We start from the raw sequence: 13941 nt of genomic DNA, 5'->3' as shown, positions 1-13941 counted from the left end.
TTTTCTATTTATAATTTTATTATTACAACAAATTTGCTGCAACCATCATCTTTTTAATCTTTAAATATGCTTTTTTCTTAGAACCTGATGAAATTTCAAATGGTAACAATAGGAATAATTGAATAATTTTTAAAAATTGTAATGATCTTTTCATAATACTGAGGGTTTTCTTTTTGCGAGTGCAATATACAAAAAATCTATTTGATTATAAATTAATGCTATAGGGATAAACACCCGATTTTACAATTTAATAATATTAAACAACTCTATTCAGCTTTTCAAAGAGCCTCATTTTCAGGTTTGTATAATTCCTAATAACCTCTAAATCTATTGGTGAACCTTGGTTTGCTACAGCCTCACTCATCAATTCATCTATCTTTTCTCCTATTAAAACGCGTCTTAAATTATACACCACATCATTCACATCTTTGGCCAAAACTTCTAAAGCAGACTTTACCTCTATGTTTTGCCCTTCCCAATTACTTAGCTGTCTATTAGGATTTTCTTTTTCCATTAAAATAGAAGTTACAATGGTAGATATTTCTGAATTCTTATGATTAATTAAACCATCAATATCTAATTTTTCTAACTGATTTAACTGATGAATAATTTCGGTATAAATTTCTTGAAAAAGTACGTTAGAAAATTCTATTTCATCTTCATGTAAATGCACATAAATTTCTGCTGAAACCGTATTTTCATATTTCCTTGTATCTATTTTCTCTCTACCTGCATCATCTACATTTATAACTTCTTCCGTAAACTCTACTTCTTCATTTCCATATAAAAGTAAAATTTTAATAATCTCATTTTCTAAAATAGAAAGTTGATCTATTTTCTGGTTAGCAACTACACCACCTTTAACCAGGCCCATTTTAGTTTGTTCTTGTCCACTAGCATAATCTGGTGGAGGCTCGTTTGGGTTTTGTTGTGGGGTGTTTAGCTGTCTGTTAGATTTACTTTTTTCTTGTAATCCCTTTTTTAACAACTGCGCTAACTCACTAAACAATACGCGTTCTGAAATATCCATGATTCTAGAACATTCTTGTACGTAAACTTCTCGCTGAATACCATCTGGAATTTTAGCTATACTTGTTACAATATCTCTAATTACACCCGCTTTTTTTATAGGGTCGTTATTAGAATCTTTTAGTAAAAGGGATACTTTAAAATTGATAAAATCTTGTGCAGAATCCTCTAAATAAGCTGCTAATTCTGCATTTGAATTGGCTTTTGCAAAACTATCTGGATCTTCGCCATCAGGAAACTGAACTACTTTTACGTTCATTCCTTGCTCTAGAATTAAATCGATACCACGAATGGAAGCTCTAATTCCGGCTGCATCTCCATCAAAAAGTACAGTAATATTTTTTGTTAATCTATTTATTAACCTAATTTGATCTGGTGTTAAAGCAGTACCAGAAGACGCTACTACATTCTCTACTCCAGATTGATTAAAAGAAATTACATCCGTATAGCCTTCTACCAAAAAGCAATTGTCTTGTTTGGCTATTTCTTTCTTAGCTTGGTATAATCCGTATAGAATTTTACTTTTATGGTAAATATCACTTTCTGGTGAATTTAAATATTTAGCAGCTTTCTTATCGGCTGTTAAAATACGTCCTCCAAAACCTAAAATACGTCCAGACATAGAATGTATCGGGAACATTACACGTCCTTTAAAACGGTCGAATTGTTTGTTCTCTTTTACAATTGTAAGTCCTGTGGATGCTAAAAACTTTAAATCGTAGCCTCTTTTTAAAGCAGCATTTGTAAAATTATCCCACTCGTCCATACAATATCCTAACTCGAACCTTTTAATAGTTTCATCTGTAAAACCACGTTCTTTAAAATAAGACAATCCTATGGCTTTTCCTTTATTAGAAGTAAGCATTAACTCATGAAAATAATCTTTGGCAAAGGTTGAAACCAAATACATGCTTTCTCGTTCATTCATCTGAGCTTTTTCTTCAGATGATTGCTCTGCTTCTTCAATTTCTATATTGTACTTTTTGGCTAACCACCTTAATGCTTCTGGGTAGGTGTAATGTTCATGCTCCATTAAAAAGGAAACAGAGTTCCCACCTTTTCCTGTAGAAAAATCTTTCCAGATTTGTTTTACTGGAGAGACCATAAAAGAAGGTGATTTTTCGTCTGTAAACGGACTCAAACCTTTAAAGTTACTTCCTGCTTTTTTAAGCACAACAAATTCTCCAATAACCTCTTCTACTCTAGCTGTTTCGAAAATGCGGTCTATGGTACTTCTTAATATCATTTATTGGTTTTATTGGAAAGTGATGACAAAGATAATAATTAGAACGTTATTTTTTCTATTATAAAAAGTTCTAACAAAATAAAACCTCAAAGGTTTTAAAAACCTTTGAGGTTTGTATAAATTTTAAAAAATTGTTTTTACAAACTTCCTTTTTTAGTTTGCGATACGCGTTAAGGATTGCGCAATTGTTTGAGCTCTTTTTTGTTTTTCTACAAAAAAAGCGAGTGCAAAAGCCTGACCCTTGTGGTAACGCCCAAAGAAAATTAAGAAGCTGCCTTTAATTTCTTTAAAGTTGAATTAGATAATTTTGCTTCTGCATACTCCTTAGTTACATTTAGTTCTTTTTCATCAGAACTTGGTAAATCGAACATGGCATCTGTAAAAATTGCCTCACATAAAGAACGTAATCCTCTTGCTCCTAATTTATATTCTACCGCTTTTTCTACGATATAATTTAAAGCTTCTTCTTCTATCGTAAACTCCACATCATCCATTGTAAACAACTTAGAATATTGCTTAATAATAGCGTTTTTAGGTTCTGTTAAGATTGCTCTTAACGTGGTCGCATCTAATGGATTCATGTAGCTTAATACTGGTAAACGCCCAATAATTTCTGGAATTAAACCAAAAGCTTTTAAATCTGAAGGAATAATGTATTGTAACAAGTTGTCTTCATCTACTTTATCATCATCTAAAGAAGCTCCAAAACCAACAGCTTGCATATTTAAACGCTTGCTTATATATCTTTCGATTCCAGAAAAAGCACCACCTGCAATAAATAAAATCTCTTTAGTGTCTACTTCTATAAATTTTTGCTCCGGATGTTTTCTACCTCCTTTAGGCGCTACATTTACAACTGTACCTTCTAATAATTTTAATAAAGCTTGCTGTACTCCTTCTCCAGAAACATCTCTTGTAATAGAAGGATTGTCTCCTTTACGAGCAATTTTATCAATTTCATCAATAAAAATAATACCTCTTTGCGCTTTTTCTACGTCGTAATCTGCAGCTTGTAATAATTTACTTAAAATACTTTCTACATCTTCACCAACATAACCAGCTTGCGTTAAAACAGTGGCATCTACAATAGCAAAAGGAACGTTTAACATTCTTGCAATTGTTTTTGCTACTAAGGTTTTTCCGGTTCCGGTTTCTCCAACTAAAACAATGTTAGATTTTTCTATTTCTACATCGTCTTTATCGTCTTTGGTTTGTAATAATCTTTTATAATGATTATAAACTGCTACTGCCATTGCTCTTTTAGTTTCTAATTGACCAATAATATATTGATCTAAAAACTCTTTAATTTGCAAAGGCTTTCTAAGCGTTAAATCTTTAGATAAGTCGCTAGATTTTGCTTCAGTAATTTCTTCTTCTACAATTCCGTGCGCTTGCTCTATACATTTATCGCAAATATGAGCATCCATACCTGCAATTAACAAGTCTGTTTCTGCTTTTTTTCGTCCGCAAAACGAACATTCTAAATTTTCTTCTTTCGACATTTTTCCTCGCTTTAGGCTCTAGGCTTTAAGCTCTAGACAGACTAACTGCATAGAACTTATTGCTTAAAGCAAACTATTTACTTTTTTCTTGCTAAAACTTCGTCAATCATTCCGTACGCTTTTGCTTCATCTGCTTTCATCCAATAATCTCTATCAGAATCATTGTGTACTTTTTCTACAGTTTGACCAGAGTGGTTTGCAATAATATCATACAACTCTCCTTTTAACTTTATAATTTCTCTTGCAGTAATTTCTATATCTGAAGCCTGACCTTGTGCACCACCTAAAGGTTGGTGAATCATAACTCTAGAATGTGGTAATGCAGAACGTTTACCTGCTGCTCCTGCACACATTAAAACGGCTCCCATAGAAGCTGCCATACCTGTACAAATTGTTGCTACATCTGGTTTTATGAACTGCATAGTATCATAAATACCTAAACCTGCATACACTCCTCCACCTGGAGAATTGATATAAATTGAAATATCTTTATTAGCATCTACACTTTCTAAAAATAATAACTGAGCTTGAATAATATTTGCTACCTGGTCATTAATTCCTGTTCCTAAAAAGATAATTCTATCCATCATTAAACGAGAAAAAACATCCATTTGAGTAATGTTCATTTGACGCTCTTCCATAATATATGGCGTTACACTACTTGTAATCTTGCCATAATAGTTGCTGTTAATTCCGTGATGTTTTGTTGCGTATTTCTCGAACTCTTTTCCGTAATCCATTATTATGATGCTTTTTTAAGTTTAATATTGTAAATATAAGAACTATTTCTTACTATTTTGTTTCAGTTTGTCGCTAAAAAAACCTGAATATAACAATTCAGGTTTTTAATTATTTATAATTTTAAAACCTCTCGACTGTGCTCGAGGTGACCTATAAATAACTTACTGTTATTTATATACTTCTTTAATAAAGTCTTCGTAAGAAAGCTCTTTAGATTTAAAACTCATGTTCTCTTTGTAAAAAGTTAATAACTTGTTACTAATTAACTGAGATTGTAATTTCTGAGCTTCTTCTTGGTTTTGTAAAATTCTACCAGCAATATCATCCAATTCTTTTTCTTCTGGATTTGTATTACCAAATTGAGCCATTTGCGTACGGATAAATCCTTTTGCATAGTCTACCAATTCTGTATAATCTATTTTAATATCATTATCTTTCATCACCTTTCCTTCGATTAATTGATAACGTAAACCTTTTTCTGATTTTTCAAATTCTGCAGTAGCTTCTTCTTCTGTTAAAGGCTTTTCTCCTGCAGTTCTTAACCATTTCTTTAAGAAATCTGCTGGTAAATCAAACTTTGTACTTTCTACTAAATACTCTGTAATAGCATTTAATAATTGTTGATCTCCTTGTTGTTGAAATTGCTTTTCTGCGTCTTCTTTAATTTTTTCTCTTAATTCAGTTACAGAAGTTACACTTCCATCAGGAAATAATTTATCAAACAATTCTTTGTCTAAATCTGCTGGCTCTGTTTTTGTAACTTCCTCTACAGTAAAAGAAACAGTAATATCTAAATCGTGAATTACATCATGAGAAACACCTAAAACATGTTCTAATCTATGAGCATCTTCAAATAAATCTTTTGTACCCAACTCTACTACGTCACCAACTTTAGCTCCAACTAATTTAGAGATGTTCTCATCACCATTTAAGTCTTTTACGATAAAAGTAGATTTTTTGTTGATTTCATTTTCTTCATTTACAAAAGTACCTGTAATATTAGATTCTTCAGTAGCTAATTCTATAGCACTTACTTTACCGTAACGTGTTTGAATGTTCTTAACTTCTTCGTCAAGTAATTCTTCTGTTGCAATAATATTGTATTGTGTAACTTTATCTTTAGCTTTTAAATCTACCTCAAAAACAGGTGCTAAACCTAATTCAAATTCAAAAGAAAACTCTTCTGCATCCCAGTTAAAATCTTCAGTCATTCTAGGTAAAGGATTACCTAACATTTCTAATTTTTCTTCTGCTATAAATTTATTTAAAGACTCTTGTAAAAGCTTGTTAACCTCATCTATCATAATAGATTTACCATACTGCTTTTTAATCATCCCCATTGGTACATGTCCTTTTCTAAAACCAGGAACATCTGCCTTTTTACGGTAATCTGTTAATAAACTTGATACTTTTGCTTGATAATCTTCTGCTACGATATCTACTTTTACAACTGCGTTTAACGCATCAATGCTTTCTTTTGTAATATTCATTTCTTGTTCTTTTATCTTGAAAAATCGAGTGCAAAATTAATAATTTTAATTGATTGCACAAATGTTAAATACTTCTAATTCAGTATTGTTATTTAGTTTTGAATTGTTTTGGTATCCTCTTTTAATAATGAAAATAATGCCGATCTAAAAATAGACAGTAAAACACTGAATAATAGGGCAGCAAAAAATCCGGAAACAGCAAAACCATCTACTAACTTATCTGCCAATAATATAATGCACGCATTAATTACAAAAATAAATAAGCCAAAAGTGACAATAGTTGCAGGTAATGTAAAAAAGATTAAAAGTGGTCTTACAAACATATTTAGTAACGATATAACCACAGCAACAATAATTGCCGCAACATAACCTGCTACAGAAATACCTGGTAAAATATTAGCTAAAACAATTACTGCTAAAGCCGTTAATAAAATTTTTAAAAAGGTTTTCATACTGTTTATTTTTAGAGATAATTGCCAAAACTGTACCAAATGAAAAAGTCTGCTTTTTTGTCATGCTTTGAATTTGAGCTAGCTTGTATTTAAGCATAAAAACGAATAACTATGCTAAACAGAATTCAAGCCAATCAATATGTATCATACATTAATAGGTGAAAACTAAAACCAACAATCCTTTAAAGAATCAAATCTTTAAATTTATCGAAAATAAAACAAGAGATCATCCCCCTAAAGAAACCAGTGTCACTTACAAAATGTTATGGATATCGGATTTAACAAAAAACACCACAATCATTTGTTTGGGAGCATTTTCTTCGGATGTATATATCACTTTAAAAAAAACAATTTTACGTCCCGCTAACAATATTGACACATAATATTTAGACAACTACATTTTTTTACCTTTATAAATCTATAAAACAAGATATTTTGGTATTAAACCTATATAATTTGATAGTAGCATATGCTTTTTGTACCTTTGCATTATGAAAATAAGGATACACAAACAGCGTAACTTTAGAATATTCAACTTTAATTTTTTAGTGTTTAAAAACCAACCTAAAAAATTCATACCTCCTCACTCTTTTTTTAAATAAACGCTCCTAGCGTTTAACTTCTTTTTTAAGCTTTTTAGCTTTTCATTTTTTATCGTTTTAGATAAATCAAATCAATAGAAATAATGATGATGATTAAAACTTTTGACGCCTTTACGAGGATGTCCTACATAAATATTAATAAAATTTCAAAATTTTTACACAAGCACTTAGAAGACGACTGTAAAGAGGACAAAAGTGCCATTCGTAAATCACTTTTATATGCTGCCAAAGAAACATCTAATCTAGGTGGCTATGCATTTGTTATAGAAGAAAAAGACAAAATAATTGGAGCAATTGTAGTTAATAAAACGGGGATGAGTGAATATCAATCTGAAAACCTAATTACCTACCTGGCAGTTCATAAAGAATATAGAGAACAAAAAATTGCTACAAAACTAATAAAAGAAGCTACCAAATACTGCAACGGAAACCTATCTCTAAACATTAATAAAAATAATAATGCTATCGAGTTATTCAAGAAAAACGGATTTGTATCACAAAAAATTCAAATGACATTACATAAATAACACTCAGAATAAAATTCAAAAAGAATAATAGTAACTTAAAATAAAAAAATGAAAATACTAGTAATTGGCGCAGGAAATATGGGGCTAACGTATGCTCAAGGAATGTCTAAATCTAAATTGTTAAAGAAAAAAAACATTATGGTTTTAGATAATTCTGCAGAAAAGTTAGAAGAGTTAAATGAAATTTCTCATTTTGATGCCTTTAAAGAACTAGAAGACTGCGTACCAAAAGCAGACATCATCTTTATTGCTGTAAAACCATACCACGCAGAAAAACTTTTTAAAGCATTAAAACCCTTTACAAAACCGGGTCAGGTTATTGTATCTATTATGGCTGGTGTTAATATAGATAACATTAAAAAATATTCTGGATTAAACAAAATAGTAAGAGCAATGCCTAATTTACCAGCTCAAATTGGTAAAGGTTTAACATCTTATGTAACTTCAGAAGAAGTATCTAGATTAGAAAAATTAACCGTAGAAAGCTTATTAGACACCACTGGTAAATCTATGGAAGTAAGCAGCGAAAAACTGATTGACGCTTCTACAGGAATTTCAGGAAGTGGACCTGCTTACGTATTCTACTTCATGCAAAGTATGATGGAGGCTGCCTTAAAAATGGGCTTCTCTAAAAACGATTCTTCTGTTTTAGTAAGTCAGACTTTTACTGGAGCTATCGAATTATTTAATCAATCTAATTTATCGCCAAATTCTTGGATGGAAAGAGTAGCTTCTAAAGGAGGTACAACTCGTGCCGCTTTAGATTCTATGGAAGATAATAATGTAAATGAATTAATTAAAGACGCCGCTTTTGCCGCTTTTAATAGAGCTGTAGAAATGGGTAAAGAACATTAAAATGTATAAAGAAAGAATAGTAATTAAAGTAGGTACCAATGTAATGACAAACAGAGATAACAGAATTGTTAGACCTGTTTTAAGACGCTTGGTAAAACAAGTTGCAGAATTATACGAACGTGGTATTATTTGTATTCTAGTTTCTTCTGGATCTGTAATTGCAGGTAAAGAAATTCTAGGAGAATCTAGTATTGAAAATAATACGCAAAGAAGGCAAGTGTATTCTGCTATTGGGCAACCAAGAATGATGCGTCATTATTACAACCTTTTTAATGATTACGGTATGAAATGTGCACAGGTTTTACCTACAAAAAGAGATTTTTCTCCTGGCGTACACAGACAAAACATGATTAATTGTTGCGAAGGTCTGTTAGCAGAAGGCGTAATTCCTATTGCCAATGAAGATGATGCTGTTTCTGTAACCATGTCTATGTTTTCTGACAATGATGAGCTGGCTAGTTTAATTGCACAATTAATAAATGCTGATAAATTAATTATTCTAACAGATATAGACGGATTGTACACAGGACATCCGGAAGCTGAAAGCAGTAATTTAATTACCAATGTAAATCCAGATGACGATTTAGATAAATATATAAAAGATAGTAATAAAAAACCTGGGGAAGGTAGAGGCGGAATGGGTTCTAAGTTAGATTATGCCCAAGAAGCAGCATCTAACAACATCCCTACTTTTATTGCAAACGGAAAAAGAGATAACACCATTATTGATATTATTGACGGAAAGTCCGTCGGTACAAAAGTGGCACTTTAAAATCTATAAGATGAAATTATTAGAAACAACCATTAAAAATAACGTACTAACAAGCATGACCAAGATTCTTGATGAAAATCGAGAAGCCTTATTAAAAGCAAACAAAAGAGATTTAGATACTTTTAATAAAGAAGATCAGGCAATGTTTGACCGTTTGATTTTAAACGATCAAAAAATTGATGGAATGATAAAAGCCATCAATGAAGTTAAAGCACAAGAAGATCCCGTAAATCAAATTATAAGTGATATTACTTTAGAAAATGGATTAAAAGTAACCAACAAAACAGCACCATTTGGTACCATCATGATTATTTATGAATCGAGACCAGATGTTACTGTAGAAGCGGCCGTTTTAGCCTTTAAATCTAACAATAGAATTTTATTAAAAGGTGGTAAAGAAGCCTTATACAGTAATAAAATATTAGTAGATTTCTGGCACAAAGCATTAACAGAAAATAATCTAAGTGAAGATTATATTAAGTTCTTGCAAATGGATAGAACAGAAACACAAGAGTTTTTAAGAAACCCAACAGAACAATTAGATTTAATTGTACCAAGAGGAGGAGAACGCTTAATTAGTTTTGTAAAAGAACATGCAACTTGTGCCGTTTTAATTAGCGGACGAGGTAATAACTTTATCTATATTGATGAAAGTGCCGACTGGAACAAAACATTAGCGGTAATCATCAATGCAAAAACTGCTAAAATTTCTGCATGTAATGCATTAGATAAAATCCTTATCAATAAAAACATAGAAGGTTACGAGTCTAAATTAAAAGATTTACAAACTGTTTTAAAAGAAAAGAAGGTTACTATTTTAGTTGATAAAAGCGTAAAAGAAGTATTAACAGACGAAGCTCTAATACCTGAAGAAAGTGTTTGGAAGGAAGAATTTTTAGCTTTAAAATGTTGTATTGGTGCCGTAGAAAATTTAGATGAAGCTACAGAAATGATTAACAAATATTCTGGAGGTCATTCTGCCGCAATAATGACAACTGATGATGAAAATGCTGATAATTTTATGCAACAAGTAGATTGTGCTGCTGTTTACAAAAACTCTTCAACGAGGTTTACAGATGGTGGTCAGTTAGGTGTTGGTGCAGAATTAGCGATAAGTACAGACAAATTACACCACAGAGGTCCGTTAGGATTAAAGAAATTAGTCACCAATAAGTATTATATTATTGGAGATGGAAATGTGCGTGCATAACCTATTTCACAAACTATATTAACTTTTGGTTTTCTTGTTCTAAAGCAGGAAAACCAAAAGTTTTTTAAATACTAAATTTATATATATCATTCTCTAGAAACTAGCGACAGAAATTCATTTTAAAGAAGTAAAATATAAAATTAGAAGACATATTTCTACAAACAAGCCCGCGTTAGGGATTGCAGTGAAAAGCCCACAGGGAGGAACGACCGAGGACTTGAAACGTAAAGCCCGACCCTTTTGGGTAACGCCCTAATAAAAATATTTTTTTTTTATTTATCCTGTAACTCTGTAGCCTTACGCTCTAACTCTGCCTGAAATTCTTCCATAACTGGTTTTACAGTGCTATCTGGTATGTCTGATACTTTGATGTACATTAAGCCATCTACGGCATTATTAAATTTAGGATCTACATTAAACGCAACCAAACGTGCGTTTTGTTTTACGTATTTTTTAATCAATACAGGAATTCTTAGTGCTCCTGGTTCAATTTCATCGATAATTTTATCGAATTTTTGCATATCTGCTTTTGTAGCATCAAACACAAAATCTTTGTCACCGTCTTTTAATTTTACTTTGTATTCTTTCTTCGGATGAATGTATTGCGCAATATATGGGTCGTAATAATGAGATTTCATAAACTCTATCATTAACGATTTTGAGAAGTCTGAAAACTGATTGCTAATAGAAACTCCGCCCATTAAGTATTTATATTCTGGATAACGTAAAGTAACATGTACAATTCCCTTCCATAATAAAAATAGTGGCATTGGCTTTTGTTGATATTCACCAATAATGAAAGCTCTACCCATTTCTATGGTATTGTCCATCATTTGAAATAATTCTGGCTCAATTCTAAACAAAGTTTGAATATAGAAACCATTAATACCATATTTTTTATAAATATCTTTTCCAAGTCCCATTCTGTAAGCTCCTGCCAAACAGTTCGCTTCTCTGTCCCACAGTAACAAATGGTGATAATATTTGTCGAATTTATCTAAATCTATTTCTTTATTGGTTCCTTCACCTACAGCCCTAAAAGTAACTTCTCGTAATCTACCAATTTCATGTAATAAATTAGGAATCTCTTTTGCACTGGCAAAAAACACTTCGTAGTTCTTACTTTCTAACAACCTACCATCTCCTTTTCTTAAAGCATCTACTTCTTTAATAAATAAATCTGTATTTCTTTGAGGTGTTATTTTTTTAGCAGCCTTTTTAGGAATCTTTAAAGCTTGGGCAGATATTAACTTATGTGCTTTTTCAAAAGGATTAGCCAACATATATGTTTTCTTTCTGATAAATTCGGAATAAGCAGAAATCTCTTTATATTCTTCTTGGTCTTTTACAGAAATTGGCTTCCCTATTCTTACTTTTATGACTTTACCTCCTTGAGATATTACTTCAGATGGTAATTTTGCAGTTCTTAAAGTGTCTGATATTTTTGATAAAAAATAAAATAGACGACTGTTTTTTGCATGAAAATAAATAGGAATTACAGGCACATTTGCCTTTTTAATAAACCTAACCGCACCTTCTTCCCAAGGTTTATCTACATTTAGCTTTCCATCTTTATAAGTAGACACTTCTCCTGCAGGAAAAATACCTAAAGGATTTCCTTCTCTTAAATGTAATAATGCATTTTTAATACCAGCTACACTAGATTTAGCATCCTTTCTTGATTCAAAAGGATTTACAGGCATTACAAAAGGCTTTAAAGGCTCAACTCTGTGTAGTAAAAAATTGGCTATAATTTTATAATCTGCTCTTTTCTCGATGAGTAGTTTTAGTAATAAAACACCATCTATACCGCCTAAAGGATGGTTAGATACCGTAATAAAAGGGCCCTCTTTTGGAATTCTCTTTAAATCTTCTTCCGGAATTTCAAATTTGATATCGCAATCATCTAAAATACTGTTTAAAAAATTTAAATCTTTTTTATTTTTATTCTTAGCGTAGATTCTATTGATTGCAGAAATACGAAGTATCCTTAATAGAATCCACCCAATAAAAGTTCCTAAAAAACCAAACTTATGTAAACCAATTACTTGCGCAATCTCTTTAGCTGTTACTAATGCCATATATTATAATTAGACGGAACTGCAAACTTACTAAAAATAAATATTGAATTACTATTTAGTTACTAAAACAGAATAAAGACACCAGTTTTACATGCATCAAAGATTTACTAGCTATTAAAACTTAAAGCTTTTACTTCCATGAAAACGTGTAAAATTAGTGACTTTTTTATATTGTGAAGTTATTTTGTTACTAAAACAATTTGAATTGTTTCTTTATTTACTTGTGTTAATAAAGGAGTTCCCTTAGCTTCTATACTCGCTACAGCCTTATCATCAAAATGACGTACAGTAAACAAGTCTACACCTTTCTGAACATCAATTTTAAACTGCGTTTTTAACTCATTATAAAATTCATCGAACTTGTTAAATTTATTATCAATACAAACAGAAAAGCTAATGGCAGAATTCTGAATTAAGTTTACTTTTAATTGATAATCATGTAATTTTTGAAAGATATAACTGATATTATTTTCTACCATAAAAGAAAAATCTAATGCAGAAATAGAAACCAAAATCTGATCTTTTTTAACAATAAAACAAGGTATAAAAGGTTCTAACATTTTTCCTTTAGAAACTCTTGTTCCTGTTTCCTTTGGATTTACAAAAGAACGCACCAATAACGGAATATCTTTTCTTTCTAGGGGCTGTAATGTTTTTGGGTGAATTACAGAAGCTCCGTAAAATGCCATTTCTATAGCTTCTTCATAAGAAATTTGCTCTAATAAAGTAGTATCTTCAAAGACTCTTGGGTCTGCATTTAAAACCCCAGGAACATCTTTCCAGATTGTAACACTCTCTGCATCTAGACAATACGCAAAAATACCTGCCGTATAATCCGAACCTTCTCTACCTAAAGTAGTGGTGTTTTCTGTATCATTTGCTGCAATAAAACCTTGAGTAATATTTAATTTAGAAGCATCTAATTTTTTATTAATTAGTTCTTGGGTTAAATCCCAATCTACTTTTGCATCTCTATAATTACTATCTGTTTTTATGTAATTTCTAACATCGAACCAGTTATTTTCTACACCAATTTTAGTTAAATATGCACTTACTATTTTTGTTGATAAAAGCTCTCCAAAACAGATAATTTGATCATATACATAATTATATCTCTGCGAAGTATTTCTAGCTAAAAACCAGCTTAATTCTCCTAAAAGGATATCAATTTCTTTATAAATTTCATCATCCTTATCAAACAAATCATTCATTAAATTTTTATGGAAGTCTTCTATAATACCTAAGTTTTCAGACAACTTATCTGTCTTATTATAATATGCGTCTATAACCTCTTCAAAAGCATTGGTTATTTTACCCATTGCAGAAATAACAACTACTGTATTTTCTGTTCCTTCGCTTTGTAAAATCTGTGTTACATTTTTTACACTTGCTGCATCTTTTACAGACGCTCCTCCAAATTTAAAAATCTTCATT

At 31.0% G+C, this 13941-nt stretch carries 12 protein-coding genes; 4 read left to right on the top strand and 8 right to left on the bottom strand.

Translation table 11 applies throughout. The features are described from left to right. Window positions 1-22 precede the first annotated feature (22 nt). From H0I29_RS18435 to H0I29_RS09015, 6 genes are all read right to left on the bottom strand, one after another. A complete protein-coding gene (locus tag H0I29_RS18435) occupies window positions 23-154 on the bottom strand; it encodes a hypothetical protein (protein WP_302849953.1) in 132 nt (43 codons plus the stop codon). Between the two features lie 102 nt (window positions 155-256). Further along, window positions 257-2275, bottom strand: coding sequence for a DNA primase (gene dnaG / locus H0I29_RS09035; protein WP_218732460.1), 2019 nt, complete (start codon window positions 2273-2275; stop codon window positions 257-259). Window positions 2276-2538: 263 nt separating this feature from the next. Then, on the bottom strand, window positions 2539-3777 hold the full coding sequence (gene clpX / locus H0I29_RS09030) for an ATP-dependent Clp protease ATP-binding subunit ClpX (protein WP_218732459.1): 1239 nt from the start codon (window positions 3775-3777) through the stop codon (window positions 2539-2541). Between the two features lie 77 nt (window positions 3778-3854). Beyond that, complete coding sequence (gene clpP, locus H0I29_RS09025; protein ID WP_165733763.1) at window positions 3855-4517, bottom strand: ATP-dependent Clp endopeptidase proteolytic subunit ClpP; 663 nt, start codon at window positions 4515-4517, stop codon at window positions 3855-3857. Between the two features lie 168 nt (window positions 4518-4685). Beyond that, entirely contained in the window at window positions 4686-6008 is a 1323-nt protein-coding gene (tig, locus tag H0I29_RS09020) for a trigger factor (protein WP_218755151.1), read from the bottom strand. Between the two features lie 92 nt (window positions 6009-6100). After that, entirely contained in the window at window positions 6101-6460 is a 360-nt protein-coding gene (locus tag H0I29_RS09015; protein ID WP_218732457.1) for a phage holin family protein, read from the bottom strand. Between the two features lie 691 nt (window positions 6461-7151). Here H0I29_RS09015 and H0I29_RS09010 point away from each other — a divergent pair. The 4 genes from H0I29_RS09010 to H0I29_RS08995 are packed head-to-tail and all read left to right on the top strand — an operon-like array spanning window position 7152 to window position 10426. Continuing rightward, window positions 7152-7589 carry a GNAT family N-acetyltransferase gene (locus tag H0I29_RS09010; RefSeq protein ID WP_218755150.1) on the top strand — a complete coding sequence of 146 codons (438 nt, stop codon included), beginning with the start codon at window positions 7152-7154 and terminating at the stop codon, window positions 7587-7589. A 48-nt stretch (window positions 7590-7637) separates the two neighbouring features. Continuing rightward, window positions 7638-8444, top strand: coding sequence for a pyrroline-5-carboxylate reductase (proC, locus tag H0I29_RS09005; RefSeq protein WP_218755149.1), 807 nt, complete (start codon window positions 7638-7640; stop codon window positions 8442-8444). A gap of 1 nt (window position 8445) precedes the next feature. Beyond that, window positions 8446-9216 (top strand): glutamate 5-kinase, encoded by a 771-nt coding sequence (gene proB / locus H0I29_RS09000; protein ID WP_218732454.1) that lies wholly within the window; start codon window positions 8446-8448, stop codon window positions 9214-9216. A 10-nt stretch (window positions 9217-9226) separates the two neighbouring features. Continuing rightward, entirely contained in the window at window positions 9227-10426 is a 1200-nt protein-coding gene (locus H0I29_RS08995; RefSeq protein ID WP_218755148.1) for a glutamate-5-semialdehyde dehydrogenase, read from the top strand. Window positions 10427-10698: 272 nt separating this feature from the next. Here the strand turns inward: H0I29_RS08995 and H0I29_RS08990 are convergent, their stop codons facing one another. Both H0I29_RS08990 and H0I29_RS08985 read right to left on the bottom strand, forming a co-directional pair. After that, window positions 10699-12507: a lysophospholipid acyltransferase family protein gene (locus tag H0I29_RS08990; RefSeq protein ID WP_218755147.1), complete on the bottom strand. Its 1809-nt coding sequence runs from the start codon at window positions 12505-12507 to the stop codon at window positions 10699-10701. 179 nt (window positions 12508-12686) lie between these two features. After that, window positions 12687-13940, bottom strand: a complete 1254-nt coding sequence (locus H0I29_RS08985) for an aspartate kinase (protein ID WP_218755146.1) — start codon at window positions 13938-13940, stop codon at window positions 12687-12689. Between the last annotated feature and the right edge of the window lies 1 nt (window position 13941).

This window comes from Polaribacter sp. R2A056_3_33 (assembly GCF_019278485.1).
GTDB lineage: Bacteria > Bacteroidota > Bacteroidia > Flavobacteriales > Flavobacteriaceae > Polaribacter.
The sequence above is the reverse complement of the archived record's forward strand: the minus strand, read 5'-3'. Positions and strand labels throughout refer to the sequence as shown.